Origin of the sequence: Niveispirillum cyanobacteriorum, assembly GCF_002868735.1 — a bacterium.
Taxonomy (GTDB): domain Bacteria; phylum Pseudomonadota; class Alphaproteobacteria; order Azospirillales; family Azospirillaceae; genus Niveispirillum; species Niveispirillum cyanobacteriorum.
Genome location: NZ_CP025612.1, coordinates 938,227 through 961,698, shown reverse-complemented (window position 1 = coordinate 961,698; position 23,472 = coordinate 938,227). Strand labels below are relative to the sequence as shown.

The 23,472-nt window shown below is 56.9% G+C and carries 12 protein-coding genes; 4 read left to right on the top strand and 8 right to left on the bottom strand.

Annotated elements, in window-relative coordinates; all coding sequences use genetic code 11:
- The 8 genes from C0V82_RS27820 to C0V82_RS19880 all read right to left on the bottom strand — a co-directional run bounded on the left by C0V82_RS27820 (position 1) and on the right by C0V82_RS19880 (position 16,525).
- Positions 1-7,245, bottom strand: a complete 7,245-nt coding sequence (locus C0V82_RS27820) for a calcium-binding protein (RefSeq protein ID WP_211100518.1) — start codon at positions 7,243-7,245, stop codon at positions 1-3.
- Positions 7,246-8,405: 1,160 nt separating this feature from the next.
- A complete protein-coding gene (locus C0V82_RS19915) occupies positions 8,406-9,377 on the bottom strand; it encodes an NAD(P)H-binding protein (protein WP_102114434.1) in 972 nt (323 codons plus the stop codon).
- Positions 9,378-9,748: 371 nt separating this feature from the next.
- Positions 9,749-10,687 (bottom strand): hypothetical protein, encoded by a 939-nt coding sequence (locus C0V82_RS19910; protein WP_102114133.1) that lies wholly within the window; start codon positions 10,685-10,687, stop codon positions 9,749-9,751.
- Positions 10,684-12,075 (bottom strand): hypothetical protein, encoded by a 1,392-nt coding sequence (locus tag C0V82_RS19905; RefSeq protein WP_102114132.1) that lies wholly within the window; start codon positions 12,073-12,075, stop codon positions 10,684-10,686. Before C0V82_RS19905 ends, C0V82_RS19910 begins: the two co-directional genes overlap by 4 nt.
- Positions 12,053-12,793: a hypothetical protein gene (locus C0V82_RS19900; protein WP_158660073.1), complete on the bottom strand. Its 741-nt coding sequence runs from the start codon at positions 12,791-12,793 to the stop codon at positions 12,053-12,055. Before C0V82_RS19900 ends, C0V82_RS19905 begins: the two co-directional genes overlap by 23 nt.
- A 239-nt stretch (positions 12,794-13,032) precedes the next feature.
- Positions 13,033-13,464 carry a hypothetical protein gene (locus tag C0V82_RS19890; protein WP_158660072.1) on the bottom strand — a complete coding sequence of 144 codons (432 nt, stop codon included), beginning with the start codon at positions 13,462-13,464 and terminating at the stop codon, positions 13,033-13,035.
- Between the two features lie 194 nt (positions 13,465-13,658).
- The gene (locus tag C0V82_RS19885) at positions 13,659-14,639 is read right to left on the bottom strand and encodes an OmpA family protein (protein ID WP_102114128.1); all 981 of its coding nucleotides are present in this window, start codon (positions 14,637-14,639) and stop codon (positions 13,659-13,661) included.
- Positions 14,639-16,525, bottom strand: a complete 1,887-nt coding sequence (locus C0V82_RS19880; RefSeq protein ID WP_158660071.1) for a hypothetical protein — start codon at positions 16,523-16,525, stop codon at positions 14,639-14,641. The genes C0V82_RS19885 and C0V82_RS19880 overlap by 1 nt, the downstream gene beginning before the upstream one ends.
- 305 nt (positions 16,526-16,830) lie before the next feature.
- Here C0V82_RS19880 and C0V82_RS19875 point away from each other — a divergent pair, with 305 nt between their 5' ends.
- Genes C0V82_RS19875 through C0V82_RS19860 form a run of 4 tightly spaced genes read left to right on the top strand, consistent with a single transcriptional unit; the run spans position 16,831 to position 23,470 of the window.
- The gene (locus tag C0V82_RS19875) at positions 16,831-18,105 is read left to right on the top strand and encodes a hypothetical protein (RefSeq protein WP_158660070.1); all 1,275 of its coding nucleotides are present in this window, start codon (positions 16,831-16,833) and stop codon (positions 18,103-18,105) included.
- Positions 18,106-18,131: 26 nt separating this feature from the next.
- Complete coding sequence (locus C0V82_RS19870; RefSeq protein ID WP_158660069.1) at positions 18,132-19,775, top strand: hypothetical protein; 1,644 nt, start codon at positions 18,132-18,134, stop codon at positions 19,773-19,775.
- Positions 19,776-19,821: 46 nt separating this feature from the next.
- Entirely contained in the window at positions 19,822-20,283 is a 462-nt protein-coding gene (locus C0V82_RS19865; RefSeq protein WP_188595136.1) for a hypothetical protein, read from the top strand.
- Positions 20,284-20,305: 22 nt separating this feature from the next.
- Positions 20,306-23,470 carry a tubulin-like doman-containing protein gene (locus tag C0V82_RS19860; protein WP_102114123.1) on the top strand — a complete coding sequence of 1,055 codons (3,165 nt, stop codon included), beginning with the start codon at positions 20,306-20,308 and terminating at the stop codon, positions 23,468-23,470.
- Positions 23,471-23,472 lie beyond the last annotated feature (2 nt).

Genomic DNA, 23,472 nt, shown 5'->3' with positions numbered 1-23,472 from the left:
TCAGAGTACCAGTTCGGCATTTGAGATGCTGGCCACGCCCGTAAGTGTGACCTCCAGATCGGCATCGCCGTCGCCGTCCCGGTCGGCCAGCAGCTTGACGTCACTGCCCGCGACAACCCAGCGCAGTTCACCCGCCACGCCGGAGAAGGCGGTAGTGTCGATCCAGATAAAGGACTGGATACCGGCGGTGCCGCTGTCGGCATCCAAGCTGGTCAGATCCAGCTTGTCAGCTTCGGCGGAGCTGAAATCTGCGACGATATCCCCGTCATCGACGACAAAGCGATCCGCCCCGGCCCCGCCGGCCAGCGTGTCAGCACCAGCCCCGCCGTCCAACGTGTCATTGCCGGTGCCGCCGGTGATGCTGTTGGCGGTGGCGTTGCCGGTACCGGTGAAATCACCGCTGCCGGTAAAGGTCATGGCCTCGACATTGGCCGACAGGGTGTAGCTGGCGGCGGCGACCTGGGCGGTATCGACGCCGTTGCCGGCCCCTTCGCTGATGACATCCGCACTGTCATCGATGATGTAGAAGTCGTTACCGGCCCCGCCGGCCAGGGTGTCGGCACCAGCCCCGCCATCCAACGTGTCATTGCCGGCGCCGCCGGTGATGCTGTTGGCGGCGGCGTTGCCGGTACCGGTGAAATCACCGCTGCCCGTGTAGGTCAGATGCTCCAGGTTGATGCCCAGGGTGTAGGCAGCCAGCGCCGTTTCCAAGCGGTCGGTGCCCTGCCCAACTGTCTCGGTGATCGTGTCGCCCACATCATCCACGACATAGACATCATCGCCTGCGCCGCCAGCCATGGTGTCGGCCCCGGTTCCGCCATCCAGCCGGTTGGCGGCACTGTTGCCGGTGAGGATGTTGACCAGATCATTGCCGGTGGCATTGACGGCGCCGCTACCGGTCAGGGTCAGGTTCTCCACATGTGCCGACAAGGTATAGGTGACGGAGGACTGTACGCCGTCCGTGCCTTCCCCGGCTAGTTCGGTGATGATGTCACCGGCATTGTCGATTGTGTAGAGATCGTCACCGGCCCCACCCACCAATGTATCGGCACCGCCACCGCCATTCAGGCTGTCATTGCCCAGACCGCCCTCCAGGCTGTTGGCGGCACCATTGCCGGTCAGCAGATTATCGCCATCATTGCCGACGCCGTTGATGGCGGCACCGCCTGTCAAAGTAAGGTTCTCCAGCACGCTGGCCAGCGTGAAGTTAATCGAGGATTGCACGCTGTCGGTGCCTTCGCCCGCCTGTTCCACCACAACATCGCCGATATTGTCGACAATGTAGGTATCGTTGCCGGCCCCGCCGACCATCGTGTCGGCACCGGTACCCCCGGTCAGATTGTCATTGCCGTTGCCGCCGGTCAGGCTGTCATTGCCATTCCCGCCCGACAGCGTGTCATCCCCATCCAGACCGTCCAGCGTGTCGTTGCCGGTGCCGCCCGTGATGGAGTTGTTGGCACCATTGCCTGTTCCGGTGAAGGCCCCCGTACCGGTGAAGACCAGATGTTCGACATCGGTGCCCAGCGTATAGGAGGCAAGGCTGGTGCGGACCGTATCGGTGCCGCCGCCCGCCGCCTCCACCACGACATCGCCGGCATCATCCACGATGAAGGTATCATTGCCCAGGCCACCCGCCATGCTGTCGGCCCCGACACCGCCATCCAGCGTGTCATTGCCGCCCAGACCGTCCAGCGTGTCATTGCCGGTGCTGCCCGTGATGGAATTGGCGCTGCCATTGCCGGTGCCTGAGAAATCACCCGTACCCGTAAAGACAAGATTCTCGATGTTAGCTGCCAAAATATGGCTAGCCAGGGCCGTGCGGACCGTGTCGATGCCGCCGGTATCTGCCACCACATCGCCGACATCGTCGACGATATAGGTATCATTGCCGGTGCCACCGGCCAGCGTGTCGGCCCCGGCCCCGCCATCCAGCGTATCACTGCCCGACCCGCCGGTGATGGAATTGCCCGCGGCATTGCCCGTGCCCGCGAAGGCGCCGGTCCCGTTGAACACCAGATGTTCCAGACCTGCCCCCAATGTGTAGGCGGCAAGGCTGCTGCGGACGGTATCGGTACCGGCGCTGTCGATGATGGTGTCGCCCGCATCATCGACAGCATAGGTGTCGTCGCCATCGCCGCCATCCAGCGTGTCAGCCCCGGCGGCCCCGTCCAGAGTGTCATTGCCGGCCCCACCCTTGATGGAATTGGCCAAGGCGTTGCCGGTGCCGGTGAAAGTGCCGCTGCCGGTGAAGGTCAGGGTCTCGATCTCCGCCGACAGCGTATAGACAGTGGCGCTGGACCGGACATGGTCATTGCCGCCGCCCGCCAGTTCCACCACCTGGTCGCCCGTTTCCTCCACATCATAGAGATCATCGCCCGCACCACCCTCAAGCGTGTCGATCCCGCCCAGACCCGCCAGCGTGTCAGCGCCCGTACCACCCGTGATGAGGTTGGCCGACGCATTGCCGGTACCGGTGAAGGTGCCGCCGCCGGTATAGGTCAGGTTCTCAACGTCGGTCCCTAGCGTATAGGCGTCCAAGGTCGTGTGAACGCTGTCCGTCCCGCCACCTGCAGCTTCCACCGCAACGTCACCGGCGTTATCGATGATGTAAAGATCATCACCTGCCCCACCGTTCAGCGTATCAGCACCACTGCCGCCATCGAGTGTGTCAGCACCGATGCCGCCGTCGATCAGATTGGCCAGCGCATTGCCGGTACCGGCGAAAGCAGCCATTCCATTATAGGACAGATTCTCCACATTAGCCGACAAGGTATAGGCGGCAACGCTGGCAATGACCTGATCAGTGCCTGCGCCTGATGCTTCGACGATCAGATCGGCAACATCATCAACTAGATAATGATCATCGCCGGCCCCACCAGCCAGCGTATCGACCCCGCCAGCGCCATCCAGTGTATCGGAGCCCGTTCCGCCGGAGATAGAATTGGCTGTATTGCTGCCCGTGCCGGTGAAATTGCCTGCACCGATGAAGGTCAGATTCTCAATCTCTGCCGAAGAGGATAGTGCGTAGGTGTTGGCCTGGGTCCGCAGTGTATCTATGCCACCTCCGGCCAATTCGATCACAAGATCGTCGGTGCTGTCGGTAGTGTAAGTATCGTTGCCAGCACCGCCGATAAGCGTGTCAGTGCCACCTTCACCTGACAAGGTGTCGTTGCCCGCCCCACCGACCACGCTGCCGTCCAGTAAACTGCCCTTTCCATTGAAGTTTCCCGACCCCGTATAGACCAAGTGTTCCAGGCCATAGGCCAAGGTGTAGCTGGATAGCGTCGTTTGAACAGTATCAATACCGCTGAAATCTTCTATCAGGTCGTTGGCATTGTCCACGATGTAGGTGTCGTTGCCTTCACCGCCGACCAGTGTGTCCGCGCCACCACCACCGTTCAGCGTATCGTCGCCAGCACCGCCCCGGATGCTGTTGCCTTGACTGTTGCCAGTGCCTTCAAAATTGCCGGTGCCGACCCAGAACATGTTCTCGATGTTGGCCGCCAGGATCACACCGGAAATGTCGGCATAGACGGTGTCATTGCCAGCCCCTGCCGCTTCAACCACGACATCTGACAAACTATCTACCTTGAATACGTCATTGCCGGCACCGCCAACCAGTGTGTCGTTGCCCGTGCCGCCATCCAGGTAATCATCGCCATTGCCGCCGATCAGGCTGTCATCGCTGCCCAGGCCATAGATCACATCATTGCCGCCTAGGCCGTTGATTTTATCACGGTAAGGTGTACCGCTCAGACCATCGTCGCCCGCTGTCCCCGTCTGTTCGACAAAGTCATTCACCATGACATTGGGATCACCCCAAGCGCGGGTAAAGGTATATGTAGCAGGATCGGTTAACGGCGAGGCTTGCCACGCTGTCACCCATCCGCCATCAGTACGAGCGGCGATGGAAAGGTGATAATCCTGGGCATCACCATTAGTATTGGACACCGGAAACTCAGCACCGACCTTAGCGCCGAGCTTGTCAAACCGCTGAGCAAACATTTTCGGCGAACCGCCAGCTGTCGCGTCCCCATGGTTGACCCATCCCACGATGAAGCCCCCATCGGCCAAACCGGCCACGGACACCTCCAGCTGATCATAGGTGTTGGATGTGTTGCCTATGAATTCATCGCCGATCAGTTGTCCCGCCGCGTCGATGAACCGGAGAACAACACCATAGCCAGCACCATCATAACCTTGGCTGGACCAAGCCGCGATATATCCGCCGCCCGCCAGTGCTGAAATGGCCGGCAGCGTTTGGTCGCCTGCTGTACGTCCAACGCTGATATGGGTTTCGTTGGTCAGAGGAGACCCAAAACGATCAACAAGACGACCATAGATTCCCGCCCCAGATCCATCCTGGCCTGCGGATTGCCAGATGACATAGGAGGTGCCGTCAATGCCCCCTGCAACGTCCACGGATGTTTGATTGCCCGTCAGATACTGATTGAGCTTGTACGATTGATTCTGGGCAACATTATTGGCATTGAAAACCCGAATAGCAATATCATACCCGGTTGGTCCAGAGTAGTCATAGTCTTCGAAAGCATAAACATAGCCGCCATTGGACAACGCAGCCACTTCGGATCTGTTTTGGAAGGCAGAGTCTCCCGGTGCGATATTAAGGTCTCCGGTTAGCGCGGTGCCATTAGCACTGAACCGGCGCCCAAATAGGTCCCAGCTTCCGCTGCCATGCCAGGTTACAAAATAGCTTCCATCCTCCAAAGCGGCGATGGAGGGCCTATCCTGATCACCTTCATAATTGGCATTTACCCGGAACTCACCGCCCAGTTTGCTCCCGTCCGCCGCATAGCGCTGGGCATAGACACCCCTCGTCGGGCCATTAACCGTCGTGCCCTCATCATTGGATGTCCAGACGAAGACATAGCTGCCGTCTTTCAGGACGGCGACATCGGGGTCACCACCAGTGTGAACCGGATTGGCACGGGTTTCACCAGTGACGGCAAATGCCTCCGGGGCGGTGGTGCCATTGATCGTCACAGCGACCGGTGCGCTCCAACGTTCACCATCAAAAGCGCGGACCTGAACCGTTTCTGCACCTGATCCCACCACCCATTTCAGATAGGGCATCTGTGAGGCAGACACCGTAAAGGGTGTGCCGCTGGCTTGGCCGGCACCCTGCAGCAAGAACTGGCCACCGCCTGCATTATTGTCGGTGAATTCATAAGTAACGATTTTGTGTTCGCCGCCCGGCACCGTTGCCGTGGCAGCGTCGATGGCGACATCGAACAGTTCGAGACCGGCAATGTCGCTGCCCGCAAAGGCGGTCTTATCGGTTGCGACCAAGACAGGGGCATCCACGGCATGCCCCCAGAACCGGCCGTAAATACCGCTGCCATAGCCATCCAGGCCGACATCATCCCAGAAAGCCACCCACCCGCCATCGGTGCGCGCTGCAATCGCAGGAACTTTCTGGTCGCCGCCGACGCGGTTATTCATCCGGAATTCAGTCCCAACGGATGCGCCGTTCATGTCGAAGCGCTGCGCATAGATGCCGTAGCCAGACCCATCCTGATTCTCGGAGTGCCATGCCACCAGCCAGCCACCATCTGCCAGAGCCACCACTTCGGCGCCGGACTGACTTCCAATGGTGTAGGTGTTGATCAGGTTCTCTCCGGACGTAGGTTGCCCTTTCCCGTCAAGGTGCATGCCATAGACGCCATAACTACTGCCGTCCTGATTGAGGGATAGCCAGATGACTTGGTAGCCGCCGTCTTTCAGGGCGGTGATGGCAGGGCCAACCTGATTATCCGACGTGTTCTGGTTGATCTGGAACTCCGAGCCCAGGAAGTAGCCATCGGCAGACATCAACCGACCATAGACACCATAGCCAGAGCCATCCTGTCCGGAGGATTGCCAGGATACCAGGAAGTCGCCGTTACTTCCGGCCGTCACGCGGACATTTGTTTGAAATGACCCACTATACTGGTTCACCTTGATGTCGGTGCCACGCCCCCCTTCTGGGCCATAGACACGGACATGGACGTCATAGTCTGTCGTGCTCACCCGGTGGGTAAAGGCAACGGCGTACCCTCCGTTGGACAGGCCCGTGATGCTGGACAGTTCCTGATCGCCCGCCGTCGTTGTGTTGACGCGGAACGCAGCCGCCATCGGACTGCCGTCGCCATCATAGCGCCGGGCATGGATTGCGTTGCCGGACGTGTCGCCCTCGCCGATTGTCCATGAGACGACAAAGCCGCCGTCCACCATGCTGGCGATCGCGGGATTGATAACGGAACCCGTAGATGAAGGGGAAATTACAAACTCCGACCCCAGCTTGCCACCCGCCGCGCTGTAACGCTGTCCGACAATGCCCTGAGCCGCGGTCTGCCAGACAACAACGATGGTGCCGTTGTCCAGTTCCACGGCCTGGGGATTGGTTTCATTATTCGTTGTCGTGGTGTTGGCCCGCAGCAGGCCCGTCTCCACAAAGGCCAGGGCCGGTGCCGTCGTGTTAATATTCGCAGTGACGGGCGCGCTCCAGTTCACGCCGTCAAAGGCGCGGATCTGCACCTGCTCGGTGGCAACATCTGCCGCAGCAATCCATTGCACCGTGTGTAACAGATCGGTCGAGACGGTAAACGGCGTGCCGCTGGCCTGCTGCACACCACTCACCGTGAAATAGCCGCCCCCAGCCGCATTGTCAGTGAACTCATAGCTGCTAACCGGGTGATCTCCTGCAGGCCGGATACCAGAAGCGACGTCATCCACCAGATCGAACAGCGCAGTAGCGCCCACCCGACCGTTCACCCCCACATTCTGATCGGTTGCCACCAAGGTCGGCGCAGCGTCCGTCGGTGCAAAAATGCGCATATGCACATCGAATGTCCCGTCAGCGGCTTCATTCAGCCAGACCAGATTCCAGCCGCCATCGGCCCTGGCATCGACGGAAACATTGCGCTGGTCGCCCCCGACCCACTGATGAAGCTGGAATTCGTCACCAACGCGGTTGCCTGTACTGTCATAGCGTTGGCCATAAAGACCAAGGCCATCCCCGTCTTGTCCCTGCGACTGCCAGGTGATCAACCAGCCACCATCTGCCAGATTGGTAACGCTGGGCCCGTTCTGGTCACCCGTGACATACGTATTGACCTGAAACTCCCCACCAACAAGGTTGCCGCTGGCATCCACCCTCTGGCCGAAGATGCCAAGACCGGTGGTCGCGTCCTGATTGGTGGAAACCCAGACGACGAGGTAATCCCCATTTGGCAAAGCCGTCAAAACGGGGCCGGCCTGATTGCTAGCTGTTGTAGAGTTGATGCGGAATTCGCTTCCACTCGCGCCGCTGGTAAATAGTACAAAACGGCCATAAATACCGTAGCCGGACCCGTCCTGATTGTTTGATTGCCATACGACCAACGAATGACCATTCGCGCCCCCCACCACCGAAGCGTTGGTCTGGAACGAAGAGGTATACTGGTTGAGTTGTATGGGGTTCCCCCAGGCGGTGCCATCCGGCTTATAAGAACGCGCAAAGATGTTGTAATCCGTGCCAGCGGTTGCCTCATGACTGAACGCCACGATGAAGCCACCGCTGTTGAATGCACCCACTTCGGAAGCGAATTGACCGTTGGTTGTCGTTACGTTAACGCGGAAAGGTGCTGCGACTGCCGTGCCATCGGCGTTGTAACGGCGTGCATAAACCCCCTGACCGGACCCGTCCTCTCCGGTGGATGTCCAACTAATGACATAGCCACCATTTGAAAGAGAAGTAATTGATGGGTCGTTCTGGTCACTGGTCGTATATGTGTTAACTCGGGTTTCCGACCCTACCATATTTCCCTGACTATCGAATCGCTGATGATAAACGCCGTATCCAGAGCCGTCCTGAGCAGACGAGGACCAGACGACGACGTAGCTGCCGTCATTCAGGATGGTAACCCGCGGCTGCAACTGGTCTCCTGTAGTATAACTATTTACTCTCTTGACATCGCTAATTACCATCGGGTTGGTCATAAATGTAGTCATTTTCTATATCCTCGTGTTGAACGTGGCGTCGTGTATAGATAATTGTATATCTGAAAGCAAACTATTTCATTAAATGGAATATGGCATAAATCTACGCTAGACTCCGCCGTCACTGGATTTGATGGTCTCCGTATGGAAGGGGCGGGTAGAAGGTTGAGCTGATGGTATGCATTTCTCCGCTTAGCCCGGGGCCCCCGACCATCGCAGGGGAGGCGGATATGCTCCATTTCAGATGAATCTTGTTACAGCCAGATTGCCCCGAGCGAAACAAAAAGGCCTTCCAAGTAAGTTCGAATGCAGCCAAAAAGCAGGCACATGATTGAACAACAAATCCTCCGGTGCCGCTGGGGCAGGTCAAGCGGCTCCCCACCCAGAGTAGGGGCATGTGCGTAGATTAAAATAAAGGTCATATGTCAGAACACGGCGTGATCGCCGCGTTCGGAGCGTTCCTGTCCGCAAATGACGCGTGCGTAGAACTCGCCCAGGGTGTCTTTCCCCGTCGAAGGCGTTGCGGCTTCGTCGTAGCATCCGGTAGCGGGATCAAGAACCAGCATTGATTGAGTAGCGTAATAGCGTCCGATCCGGGCAAGTTCCGCCTTGTCCGCGAGGGTGGGCGAGAACCGTCCCGCGAAGGCCAGCCCGGCGATAATGGCATCAAGCAGGCCCACCGGCACGTGACTGAAACGGGGTGGGCGTTTCAGGAGTGCGAACAACATCTCGCCCTGCTGCTTTGGCGTTAATGCGGGGCCAGGACCACCGATCGGCAGGATATGGTTCTGGCGCGCCGGATCATCGAGACATTCGACAAGAAAGGCCCCAAGATCTTCATCGCTGATCGGTTTACAGGCGGTGAGCATCCCATCGCCGAATATCAAATAGGGTTTGCCGCTTTTCACCCGATCGATCTGGCCGGACAGCGATTTGAAGAATGCGGTGGCGCGCACGATGGAGTATGAGAGCCCGGATTCGATTAATGCCGTTTCGAAAGCCAGTTTCGCCTGCTGAAACGCCAGAAGAGGCTTCTGCACGCAGATGGCGGAGAGCAGAACCATATGGGAAACACCGGCCTCCTTTGCTGCGACGAGTGCATGTATATGCGCCTGATGGTCTATGGCCCAGGCGTCCTTCGGCGTGCCCGTGCGGGAAGCGAGGCATGAGATCAGCGCATCAAAATGCTCGCCACGGAACCCGTCACGCCTGAGAGATGCGGGGTCCGTCACGTCACCATAGCGCAAATGGGCATCCGGCAGAAGGAGGGCGCTGTCCTCTGGCGTCAGCCTCCCGCCGACACCGGCGCGTGGTCGGATGAAGCAGATAACTTCATGCCCGCGTGCCACCAGAGCCCGGACCGTTGCCTGACCGATGGTGCCGGTCGCGCCGAGCATGAACACCCGCTTAGCCCGTGCGGCAGGGGACGGTACGGACCGGGGGTGTGGCGGTTGATCAATCATGTCTGTCAGACATTGTGTACCTCATCCGTTCAGGACCGGAGTGGGGAAGGGCGGAAACTCACCCGGGGATGCCGGAGGAGTTTCATCTTAAAGGACTTTTAACGCCAGAATGATTGCTATGAAGCGTGTATGTCACCTGCTGTTTCTGGTGAGCGTTTTCGGGGTCGGTGGCATCGCCTTCTGGCTCTTGAACAACTGACCACTGCGAGTTGCGCCCGGATCGTATTGCTTGCCGGACCGGATAGTATCAGTAAAGGTTGCTGCCCGTCGGGCACCTTCGCCCTCTGCGCGATCAACCCATTTGTTCAGCGTTTGCGCCGAGCAGGTGGCTTTTGCATTTGCGCGGCGGCCTGTGTGCTAACTCTTGTGGGCGGCCCCGACAAACCCGACCAGAGACCTGACGGATCGACCAGCGGCAGCAGGCGCGTGACCTTGTCCAATGTTGCTGCCTCCACATCGACAGCGTTCGGCAGGTAGGCAAGGCGTATCACGGGACGCATCATTTGCAGGTTCCAGCCTGGAAGCACGATGCGTGTACCTGTTGCCCATGGCTCTACGGTTCCGCCTGCTCTCTTCATTTCGTCGGTGAGGCGGATATCGGCGGCACGGGGTGTATCAAGCGTGATGACCATACGTTCCTGAGGGCGAGGCACTGGTAGCCCTCGAAATTCCTGATACAGGCAAGCCCGCCAGCCTTTTTCTCCGCCCAGCCTTTGTCCACGAGGGGCTTCTGACGCATTCAAGTCGTTATCGGGTGTCTCTTGCCAACCCCATGGTGTCGGCTGGGCCTGATCATCGGCAGCCCACCACACTATGTGCCGCAAGATCCACCCCGCTCTTGCTTTCAGCACATCGGCTGCCGCCTGCGTTACACTCCACCAGGGTCCGTAATGGGTGCGTAAAGGGCCACGCAGCCGTGTAAGCAACTCCAACAGGTCTTCCCGACGGGAATATACAAGGGGAATGGGCAGCATTTCAGCTCCCAGTATGGTGAGCCAAGCCTCATCATGGGCCAGCTTGCCATAGTAGCTCAGCATCAGATCCAATGTATGGTCGATCTCTATCCTTGGCTCATCGATCAAGGACTGGTCGCCGATGGAAATAAGGGTTGTACGCCGTGGATGATCGGCGAAATCAAGTAACATCAAGCCCAGATCATCACCCTGGCGCCGCCATTTTACATAAAGCCCGTCCAGTAATCCATTCTCACGGACAACCCACCTACCATTGGATATCTGGGTCATTTCATGACCTCCACGAGCTTGCGCTCGGTTCTGACAGCGGCGGTCATACTCCGTATGTCCAATACCCGGCTCAGCTCTATCGCATTGGTGACAACGCCAACCCTATCTGTTCCAGGCGGGGGGCCATAGGTGTCCGGCCACCATATCCAGATAAAGGGCCGCTTACTGGCAAAGACCAAGCCATCCAAAGCGATATTGATTGGGGTGCTGGGAAAATCCTGAAGAAGTCCAGGTTTGGGCAGCACCAACAGCACAGGAATGTCTTCATGAAGCAAGGTCTGTGAGCTGTTATATTCATACACGGTCAGCTTGAGGGGGCGCGTTGTAGAAAGGCCTGCCAGTTTAAGGGGTAACCTGTACGGCCACTTTTCTGGCCTTTTCCAATTCTTGACTTCTGTCACCTGCTCAACGATCCATTGCAGTACAGGTGTAGTATCGACGCCGCCAGTTCCGACAATCTGGATGGCTTTATGCCCTTCATCCTGGGTGCAGCCCTGATCCGACCAGATGCACTCTGTCCTCCTGAGGTGCAGCGTCTCTTTCATCTTCCCGGCATGCCAGATATGATGACTGCTGCAACAGGCGGGGCAGATGCTGACATAGGGCCGGTCAATAGCGCGATCTACGCGCACATAGGAAGTGACCCCGTCCTGTTCGCACGGCTTGCATTGTCGCCCCAGTTCCCACTGATACTTAGGGCATCCAGGGGTACAGCAGCGTTTTGACTTATCCGTGCTACTATCTATTGTTCCAGCTAATTTGTTCAACCAGAGGAACAAGGGGATTGTGAGCATGATTATGCAGAACTGCGATACGTAGACAAGTCGTATTGCAAGCCAATAGAAAGTGCCGGTTGGCGATAAGTATTGCTTATCGATTGTCCATGCGGAGATCCAGAAGGCGATCGACATAAAGGCGGAAATGATAAATAAAAGAGCGATCGGCTCATGTGGTATCTGCAATAATTTCGTAATCAAAGCGGCTGCAATAGTAAAAATTAATTGAATAAAAATTAGAGAAGTGTTGCGAATAAATGCAATTGATCGGAGTATTCCCAAAATAAAAAGAGATATTTCAACGCTGGTGCTGCTGACGGCGTCAATGAATTGCATCCAGAAGCCGGCACCTTTAGAGTCTTCGGCAACCGTCAATGCGGAAGAGAAAGTGAGTAAAAAGATCGCCCAGCGAGACGCACTTAGTTCACGTATGTTGGCAGGAACATTCAGCAGAAATAGGTCGCGTTCCGCCATTGTCGGTGCTTCTGGCTTAGGCGGCGGGTTGCGGAAGACGATCAGACTATGCACGCGCCAGATCAAGGTGCGAACATACTTGAACATCGTCAGGCAATGCTCAGCGGCCAATCTGTCAGGTTGCGCTTCCGCCAACATGTAAACTCTCCTCCTTAATAGCCCATGAGGTCCAGGTGGACAGATCCGTCAGGCCATCGAAGTCCTGACTGGCGATCATCAGCGAGTGGACAGCGCGGAATCGGGCCTTTAGTCCGACAAGGCGATCAAATCTGGCGCAGCGCTCAAGCCATCTTGACCGTGCCGCCGGTGTGGGTAGGTGGGCAGCAACGACTGCCGGCGAAGGATCAAGCAGGGACAGCAGCGCCTCGGCCCCGGTCAGGCAAAGAAAGAGTGCCGCGCCACCTTGTATATCGCGGGCAAGCGTTTCCAGCGCCTCTATCCACCCGCCACTGCCGCCGCTTTGCTGATCAAGCAGAACACGAGCTGGCACCAGAACGACCACGGCATCAGCCAGCGCCAGCCTTTGGCCCAACACCGCCCGGTGCTCGCAATCCTCATCCGGTGGATCGTCAATGGTCCATATGTGCAGAAGACACAGCTGCCGGTCGCCTGCACCTGACCGCCGTGCCATGAACATGGGGCGGCGGTCCTTCAATGAAACCCACCCCAGATCAGGTCGGGCCTGCCGCCAGTGCAGCCAGGTTTCCATTTGCCCAGGTGCATAAGCCGGCTCATCATGGGTCAGGGAGGCAATCAATGTGGCGATCGCCCGCCTGTCCTCCATCCGCCATCCCTGATGATGTGGATCCAGGCCAAGAAGCACGACGTGCCGGTGTTGTCGGTGTTCGGTCTCCATGGGTTGCATCTGCGGGTGTCCGCACCCAGCGACATTGGCTTCGGAAAGCAGGTTCCGACGGCAATCTGGGCACCGGATCAGCGATGCACTATCGCTGGCAACGTAAGGATCGGCATGGTTATGCCGCTTGCCTTGAGAAGGACAGACTTTCGGGCAGCGCCATTGCAAGACCTCAGACGCATAGGTGCTCAGGCAGACGGAGCACTTTGGAGGCGTGGTATGTTTGCCTGACAATCGCTTCACCCCTCCCAATCGCGGATAACGACGCAACCGGCAGTTTGGTCGGTTGCTGCTGGCCTTCGCAGTACCGGATAGCCAACGATGAACAGGCAGGCCGGGGCATTGGCCCGCAAATCTGGCAGGCGCCTGCCAGGCAATGCCCGCCAGCCGGAGGCATGCTGGTCCGGAACCACTAGTCGATAACTCCAATCCGACCAGAGAGAGGCCGTCCAGAGCGGTATTCCGCTTGGTAAACGGCTGAAGATGTCCTTACTGGCTCGAAGCAGCCGGTCCATCTCGGTCTCATCTGGCAGCCGCCCCCCTGAGGCGCCGGCAATGGCAACCGCTTCTGCTTTGGTCAAATCTGTAAGCGCCGTCGCATCATTGGCTCCGGTCGGCAGAAGCTTGAGTATCTGCTGTGGGTCACGCAGTTGACCCGGGCGCCGCCGCATCGCCGCGTCCCATAATCCCGCTGCACATAATCGGCGGAATAGGCCGAGATCCACGAGCGGATGCTCGGGGTGGCGCGCGCCCCCCAACTGAAAGGCCCGTGCCACCCGACCATGGGCAGGGAGCTCATGATCCTCCGGATGCCCGACGGTGACGAAGCCACCGGGAAAGGTCCAGCCCATCCGCGCAGGTACCGTCACTGTTCGTTTTCCTTCTGCAGGCGCTCATCCTTGAGATAGCCGATCTCAATTCGACGATTCTTCGCGTCGCGATCCCTTCTTTCAGTTTCGGATTCTGTGACCCGATCAGGCGGAGGACGTTGCTTTTGTTCATCGTCTGCCACCCCGATCGCGACCAGCCGCAATCGGTCCGTTCCCAGCGAATTGAGCCGCTCCTTGATTTTCTCGTCCCGTTCAAGAAAGCTGCGCACGGCCAGCATGACCCGCTTTGCCCGCTGGTAGGACAGGTCATAATTGTCTTTGAAGCATTGGCATTGCGTGTCTTCGACTTTACAGACGCATTCACGGTCTGTTCTTACTTTTGTGCTATCCGTATGGCCGATGAATTCTATCCGGTTATATTCAGGTGAATTTTTTATCGCAGTCTTAATTCTGGCAGCCTGTCCATCCATGCTGACTTGGAATTCCTCGTCTGTTAGCTCCCTTTGATCAGTTTTGCTCTGCACCGGATGCGAGGTGCCGAATTTGAAATACACCTGGACTTCGCTGGGACCTGGTATCGTGACATCAGCAGTGCAACGCGCCAGCATCTTAAGAGTGTCAAGCCGCTGGCCTGCGAGATCACGAAGAGATCCAATTTCCATCCCGGCCGACTGTGCAACACGGCTCTGATCTGATGGACAGAACAGAGCGATGGGGGGGGGAGAAGCATCGGGCTTCGTCAGTTTCTGTTGTTTCAACTCACGCGGACAGAGTCTTTCCAACCTTTCCCGATCTTGCTTCTCTTGCCTCTCTTCCATGTGTTTCCAGGCGCTCAACTCCTGAGCCAACCCAGGCACCGCTTCTGGCGCCGCGATCTTGCAGAGCTTGTGCCCCTCTCCGCCGCCGACCATCGCCTTGATCATATAAATGACGAACAGCAGCAACACAGGGCCAAAGATGGCCATGGAGACATCGGCGAAGGCGATTTCACCAGAGTTTGAGATATGGCGGCCCATCACGGAACCCTTGCGTGGTTCATGGCAATATTGACAAGTTCGCGAAACTTTTCGAGAGACTCGCAAACGTCGCGCAACACTTGATCTTGATTGGTTAAACTGTTGTTCAGTGTTTCGATCAGCGTTCTCTCTTCAATCAGACCATTGCGCATGTCCTCACGGATGGACGTCACAGCGTCACGAATCTGACTACCAGACTGACTGGTCGACTGATTCAGGGCGGCTGCCAGGCTGGCGATTGAATCCAGGGTTTCGCGCATCGTCTCGAAGCTTTTGCCGGCCGTCTGCGTGGCGCTCTTTAAATTCTCCGTGGCTTCGGACAATTGTACGGTGGACGCTGTCATCGTGTTCTGCATGGACTGCCCTGCCTTAACCAGATTGCTTGCCAGGGCTTCGCCTGCTTCAAGCGCGGATTGGCCAAGGGCGGCGGATGCTTTCGCCAGTTCTTCCCGGGCACCGGTAAGAGTGCCCGCCATCTTGTCGACGATCCCTGTCAGATCCGTCGCCGCAGTTCGGAAAATATCAGCACCTTCCTTGACGATGCCTCCGGTTGCCTGGCTTTCCATTGTTATGGCTTGTGCGCTGTTCGCCACGCTGGTTGCGGCTTCGCCAGCGGCGGTTGCCGCCAATGCGGTCGCATTGGCGGCTTTCGTCAGCGCCGCGGCCTGTTCATCCAAGGTCGCGAACCCCTTCTGGAACTCGCTGCGGGTCTGCCGTATTTCGTTACTGGCCGTCGAGATGGCGGTGGCCATGTCGCGTAGCGAGTCTCGCGTCGCTTTGTCCCAGTTCAGCCTTGTCTCAGCGGTCCGAAGCGGAAATGCGTGAATGAGGGGCAGCAGCAGTTGTTCATGATAGATGGACCAAGTGGCCTCCATATCCTCTTCCAGGATATCCACCATGAAGCGGCCACCCGAGTGCACCCCATAGGCAAGCAGGGATGTCCCAAATGCTATCTGGAAGCTGGTAGCGATCGAAACCAGACTGACGTCGGTGATTGATGTCGGGTTGGATAGGACCAACTGGAATTGCTCATTAGAGAGAAACTGAATCAGGCCATAGAAAGTGCCGATAATCCCAACGGCGAGCAGAAGATTGACCAGCAACTGCTGAAGGGAACGGTCGCGCCGCGGTTGGCCGGTGACCCGCGGCATATCAGTCAATGCGCGACTGAACGAATCAGCGTCATTCAAGTGACACTTACAAGCGTTCACAAGTGCCTGAATCTGATACGCCACCAAGGGAACAGCGGTAATTTCCTTCTTGCCCGCTAGGCTTTCAACCAAGCGAAGAGCTGACTCACGACTTGGATTTCGAAATGTCGAGTGACGGATGCTCATCAACCAACGGATACACCCTCGATGCTTTTTCATATCCATAGCAACAAGATAGGAAAGAAAAATTACAATAATTATAACGACTGTGAATACAATATGCGTCGAATTTACACCTTTGTCTGTTGATTTTGGTGTATCTATATTTTTACTGACGGCATTAGTAGGAGATATATTTTCATTTTTTGAATTATTTTCTGATTTCATGGGGTTTGTGGGGGATTTTTCCTGTGGTCCATCTCTTGTCTTTTCCGACGCAGCGGAGGTAGAAACTACACTGCTAACGTCCGGCGACGTTGTTGGTGTGTCGGCATTTTGATTGAAGAGTATGTATGAAGTAAAAATCCATAAGAGTGTGGCCATGGTGGCATACAACACGTGGAGATGTCTTCGTACGTGAACTTGATACCTGCTAGTTTTCTCATACGCCTGTTCATCAAAGACGTTGAAGTCAACCTGATGGTCGTCCTGTTCGATTTGAACCATTCCCGATGCCCCGTTGCCTGCAAGTGAATTCCCGTATAACCAAAAGAATTCAAGAATATTCTTACTCAATTGTATTCATATATGATCGATTTAACTTGTATTCACCCCCGTCAATCGCAATTTGTATCTCAAAATATTATGTTATAATCAAACGATGTATGCTAGCAATTTGAATATGATGTCGTAAGAACAATTGGATGGTGTTTGTGAGCGGTGAGCCGTGCCCATTCGTGCATGAGGAAGACCATAAATTCCAGCCGACGGCTGGCGCCGGCAATCGCTGCCGGCAATGTGGCGGCCATTCCCGAGTTTGCACGATCTGTGGTGCGCGAAGTCGGCAGGCCGCCCGCTACTGCCAGGCTTGCGGACTGCCGTTGAAGAATGTTTGCGTGGTTCTTCCGCCAATGCCCGCCGATCTACGCGAAAACGTTATGGCGTTGGAAGGTGGAGAACCTCGCCTTCTGGAGCGGTTGGTCGGTTTGGGGGGGGATGAGCAGGCCCTGGCTTGGTATCCCTTGGATGCGGGTGTCCTTGTCGTCGTGAACCGGATCAACAGTCGCACCCATACTTTATATCTGATCGAATCTCACATCCTTGCCCATGGCCAGGGAGGCGCGCGCGTTCCGATGCTGGGCGAGTTGCCCGCCCCAGATACTTGGTTGGCCGCTCCCGCCGTTGGGAAGGGCGGCTTCCTGCTCGCAGCCAAGGGGGCGACTGCTGTCAAGCTCTTCTGTTCACCAAGCCTGCGGCAGGGCGGTGCGTTGGTTGAGGTGCCAATGCCTGATCAGCACGAGGTGGTGGGTCATGTTGTTGATTGCAGCGGTCGGTTTGTTGTTGCACTGCGTCAGTCGGGACGGATTTCGTTGGTTCGCGGATTTGGATTGGAGAGATGGCAGCAAGGGCCACTGCTGACTGACGCCCTCAACCCCACAGCGGGAATTGTCATGGGGGTAATAGAGGGTGGGGGGTTCTGGCTGACCGACGGCGTCACCATTCTGCATTGGCATGATAACCCAGCGGGAGCGCCGGATACGGTATTGACCGTTCCCGACGGGACGTTGTTGCCAGATACTATGCGTGAACGCCTAAATCACCACCGGCTGAGTCACCTGGGCGCACGGCAGGTTGGTGGGGCCAAGCCGGCGGCCCACCTTTACTTGCCCACGATAGTGGAAAGCCACGGTGTTGCCTGTCTTCCGCTTGTACCGGACGGGCGCCCAAATTTGCTTGCCAAAATCAACGGGCGCAGTTCGTTCAGTGCCATCGACACAGCGACGGGCGGGCTGATCCTCGGTGACGAGAGGCAGATTGAGTGTCTGCTGCCTGATGGTACTACGGCTTGGCGTATCCGGGACATTGATGTCAGACCAGTCCCTCCGCTGCGTATTGGAGATCAGATTCTGACTATGTCGGGCTTGTCCGGGATTGGCGCGGCCAACACCGGACGAGAGGCAACCCTGTCTTTGTGGAAGCAGGACACAGCCTCACAAGGCCCCGAGGTTCAGCGGCATCTGTCTGGCTCGGTAAAGAGCAACTTTCCACCGCTTCTGGTCGGAAATTGCGTGATCTACGCAACCGAAACAAAAGGTGGCATGCGGGTTCGCATGTTTGAGTTGCCGGTGGCGTCTGAAACGGGGGGGGTGGAGTGATGCGGCGGCTTCTAGCCGGGTTCCTGATGGTGGCATTGCTGTTAACTGGCGGCGCGACTGCCGATCAGGCAGTTGTCGCCAAACCAGAATTCGATGTACTGATTGACAATTCTGGATCGATGGACGGATTTCGTTTTAGTCTACCTTGGAAGGTATTTTTATCGGGATTGGAGAAGACATCTGGCCGACGCTTTGTGTTTGATGAAAATCTCCGCCGGGCCAACTTTGATCTTAAATCCCTTCCGTTGGATGCGCAGATAACGGACCTGGGGCAGGCAATCAAGTCCTGGATGGATATCGCCAAGCCAGGGCAGTCCGCTATCATCGTAACGGATAATGTCGCCGACAGCCGCAATACGCGTTCAAGTTCCAGTCAGTTGGAATGGGAGCGGGAGCTTCAATCTGGATCTGTTGCTCATCTGGTGTTGGTCCCGTTGCGCCTACCGTTCAATGGGAGAATTTATTCTCCGGTTGACGGTGGTGCTGCTGACTATCAGGGGCAAAGGGCGCTTGCTGTCTATCTTTTGGTGAAGGCCGCGGATGACAATGCGACTGTCAGGGACTCTGTCCTGGCCTTGGAGGCTTCAGCGCGCAGCATTCTTCAGAACTTGCGGGCAGAACCTGGACGGGGAGTGGAGCATGTGTGGCTGCCCATCACGCCGTTCGACATTGCTGGTTCTACCAGTCAGGTAATCCTGGATCTGGTCAAGCAGGAACGCGCCACCGTACGCTTACTTACAGATACGGATAGTAAAACCCGTTTGGAAATTCGTGATTTTGGGGTTGGTGACACGATCGCTTTCGGTTTCGATGCCACTGTGCGACCTGGCGAAAATTTCGTTCTGAAGGATGCGCAAGTTGACGCGCGGCTATCGCTGGATGGTCACACCAAACTGGTTAATGAGGGGCTGATCAAGGCGGAGGTGACTCCGAGACAGAGTGACCTTGGACCCGAAGGCCGTAAGTTCCGCATCGATTTCTCCGTACAGCCCTTCCATGTCATCGACCTGTCCTATCCAGACATGTTGCAACTGGCCATGGCGAATGAAACAACGGTCAAGGGCAAGCTGAACATCCGCTACAGCGTGGAACGCAACAAGCTTTGGCTTGTAGACGGACTGTCTGTCGGTTGGAGCTATGATGGGCCGCCTGGTGATCTGCGCCAGCCGGAACGGGCGATCCAATCGCGTATCTACCGCTTGACAGAGCTGGTTCGAGGTTCCGTGCGCACCGACGCATTGACGCAGGATGCCCTGACTATCGATGTGGAAATGCATGTCCGTTATCCCCTGCGCCCTTTGTTGCTGGGGATTGTATTGGGCGCATTGGCGCTGGCAGGAGCCGTCTGGGTCTTGCTCCAACTGTCACGACCGCGTGCCTTCCTCGGCCGCAATGATGCCAACCAGGAACAGTTGTTGGCTCCGTCCTTGTTTTCTCCCGCCTACATGTTGAGCAGCGATCAGCGCTGCAGCATCACTGCGCGTTGGCTGCCTGTCGGCATCCTGGTGAGTGCCAATGGTCAGTTGCGAACAGGGAGGCTGCTGCCATCCGGCGGCGGGGCGATCGAGGTTAGCGTGCCCGCGGACGACGCTGCTTTGCCGTCCTTCTACAGTTTCTTTCTGGAACCTGTGTCCGATCCGACGTCGGAAGACGACGACGGATTTTACTGAGCGAGGTGGTTGAATGACGATGGGACTAAAGTTATGCCACCTGAGAATGCTGGCGGCCGTAGTGCGGCGGCCCTGCCTAGCGGCCAGTATGCTGGTGGCTGGGCAGGCATCTGCGCAGACAGTGAGCGGGACCCACCGGCTGTTCGATTTCACTGTTTCGATGCCTGACAATTCGGATGTCGTAATCCTGGCCATAATCCTGCTGGGTACGCCATTGGCAGCTTATGCGATCTACCGGATGTTGTTGAAGGGGACCGTCCAGAAGGGGGTCCATCCATCACATTTGTCGGCTGCCCTTTGGTTGTGGGCACTTTTCGCTGTCAGCGCGATACCGCTGCTTCTGCCGTGGCTGGGCTTCGGTATGGGGTGGTTCGTTCTGTCTGCTGCACTGCTCAGTGTGACGGCGTTGGTGTTCATTGTCAGCCGCGTCGTCATCGTCGCTTGGGCGGCGGTTCTGCTTATTCTGCTCGTGCTCATCGTCGGCTCGCTGGCCGGCGGCATCCTCTGACCATGCCGACGGAGCTTTCACCATGGCGACTGACAACAACAAGCGTGTAATCACCCAGCACCCAACCCTGCTGATTGGTCTTGGTGGTACTGGTAAACAAGTACTTTTGCAGTTACGTCGTATGTTCTTCGACCATTACGGGGTTCCTACTCTTGGCCATATCGGCCACCTCTGGGTGGATACTGACACGCGCAATCGTACATTGGATGGCAATGCGCTGAGCTGGTTCTACGAGCAGGTCAATTTCCAGGCGCGGGAATCCGTCATGGTCGAGCTGACCAAGTCAGATCTGCGCAACTATTTCTCCCAACAAAAAAGCTATCCAAATATCTTCTCCTGGCTTGATCCATCACTGGAGAAACATGGCGAGATTTCAGATGGCGCGGCCCAGATTCGCATGTTTGGCCGGCTGGCCTTCTTCAAGCACTATCCCCGTATCCGTCAGGCGCTGCAAACCACCCTCGATGATATTCGCAACAGTGCTCGCCACATGGAAACGCTGCGTGATCATGGCATCCAGGTGGACGCTTCGCGCACGGATGCCTGGCTGGTTATGTCGGTTGCCGGCGGTACTGGAAGCGGCATGTTCCTCGATATGGCGTTTGCGTTGAAGTATCTGGACCCCAACATCACGATACGGGGCATCATTGTGCTGCCATCCGTTTTTACGCGTGAATACAATCATAAGATATTCGGTAACTCCTACGCCGCGCTGATGGAACTGGAGCATTATAATTACGCCAAGGATACGGGTGAGGCTGCGGCCAGCCACCTGTTCCCGGTGCAGTGGACACTTGATCAATACCAGTCCCGGCAAACGTTGCGCGGCCCGGTCTTTGAAATGGCCTATCTGGTCGGGAACAAGCCCGACAGTCCGGCGGGCGAGTTGCGGGTGGACCAGAAGACCGCCCTTTGCGACATGCTGGCGGAGTGTCTATTCGTCGAATATGGCGGCCGTTCTGAGGCGATGGCCCAGGACTGGGCCAGCAAGCGGTCCAACCTGCAGGACAGCTTGGCCAACGTCGTCAGCCTGCCATATCACGGTGCCATCGAGGGCTTCACCGTGACAGAGGAGTTCAGCTGCCGCTATGGCAGCATCGGTCTGTCCAAGTTGCATGTACCGATCCAGCGTGTTGCCGCCCTGGTTCGTCATCGGCTGGCACAGGATATGGTCAAACATTGGGTCGAACCCGCCAGTGTTCCTTCGAATTTCGATAGCTTGATCGCCAGCGACTACCATCCCAGGCTGATGATGCGTGAACAGGCGGGTGGCGGGCGCGCAGGCCTTTTCGTCCGTGAACTGGGGCGCGGAACTGGCGGAGCATCGCTTGAGCAATTGCTGCGTCAGTCCGTGGAACGCCGCCGGGAAGAATTCCTGCGATCCGCCGCCAATCCTGACATTGGGTCACGGCTGACGGAATGGTTGCAGACCGAGATGCTTCGCGACCAACTGGACAAAACCAACCCTGACCGGAAAAAATGGGGCGTATTGACCCGTCTGATCCTGGATCAGGGGCTGGAGAATATGTTCAGCCAGATCAGTGAGGAGCTGGACCGGATCGTCGGTGCCATGGTCAATTCTCCTGGTCAGCGGTTCACTTTGACGCGCGAGTTGTTGCGACGGCTGTTCGTGACATTGGAAGCCGGTCGGCAGGTTCTTGTGACGCAGGTGCAACGGACCCGACTTCAGTCGGAACGACGCAGGCAGGAGATCGCGAAACGTTTAAACTGGCTGAATGGAATTCGCGGTCGCTTTACGCGCAAGACGGTTGTCGATGTCATTATTGACCTGAGCGCAGATTATCTTTTGCAGGAGCTGCGTGCACAACTCTGCGAGGCAGCAATTGATCTCTGCGGTCGGCTGTCGGATCTGATTGGGCGCGGGACTGTTACGCAGGACATCTCCGGAAAGGAGATACTGGTTGAAACTGGTATTGTGAAGCAACTGAGTCATTTGGAGCAGATATTGATTGAAGATCTGGCTCCAATGCCTGGTAACCACGTGGATTCTTTACGTCAGCTGCCAGAGTCTCCGATTAATATCAGCCTGTTAGAGGAAAACGACCTTCGGGATTTCTATGTTACGAGGGACAATAAGCCTCTCGATGCAGCCGCTCTGGTTGATCTCTCCAGTCGTTTCTTCGAGGAAACCACCGATGCGGGGGGTGGATTGTGGGAGATGCGTGAACTGTTGCAGCGCGACGGCTCTGGTAAAGCCAGTGAGCTGTTGCTCACCTTTGCCCGACGGGCGACGCCACACCTTGACGAAAGGACGGTGGATGCAATCGACCGCTTCTCCCGCAAATACTCCGCCGATGGGCAGGAATATTCATCGATGCTACAGCGGCTACTGAATAATGGTATGCCATGGCTTAATGCGCCGCGTCATCACGTCATGGAAGACAAGACGCTGGCACACAGGAAACTGAATATAAGCCTTGGTATATGCCCCACCAGTCCCGAGGTGGCACGCAGGAATTTCTTGAAGCGGATGGAGAATAACTCGACTCTTTCGCTGCCCAATGTGGATAATCGGCCCGACTGCGTTTACGTTGCAAGTGAAATGGCAGGTGTTCCATTGGCAGTAACGCCGGAGTTGGACCGGTACCGAGACCTGTCCTACTACACCAGCCTGCGTAATGGCCTAGCGCTGCATATTGATGTGGACTACGAGAAGTTCCAGGACATTCTGGTGCGCAATGCCGAGGACGCCGTCCGCTACATTGATGCTCTTCATCTCGTCGGCACGGCGATCCTGGCGAATGTCATCCGAATGGACCGCACCCAGCGCACCGGCGGCACGCAGCGGATGGAGCTTTTCTATATCGACCGGACCAGCGTGATGAACGACCCCATTAACCTTGGTGCCTTGAAACTGGCGTTGCGCCGGCTTCAGGAAGCAGGGTCGGAAGGATTGCGTCGCAATATTCAGAACGATACGGACCGCCGCATCCGACAGATGAACGATACTGAACGCGCCCGCTGGCTGGCTTTGCTGCGCTATCATGCCCGGCACAAGTCACTGGGTAACAGTTCGATCGCGTCTGTGCTGGAGCGGCTGGCCGAACAGCTTGAGCGCAGCGATCCGGATCTCGTCGAACTGGCCCGTCAGCAGGTCGAGCGCATCGGCGACTGGGCCGTCGAGCAGCCAAGCAACAGCGGTATCTATTGTCTGGCGGCAAGATAGGA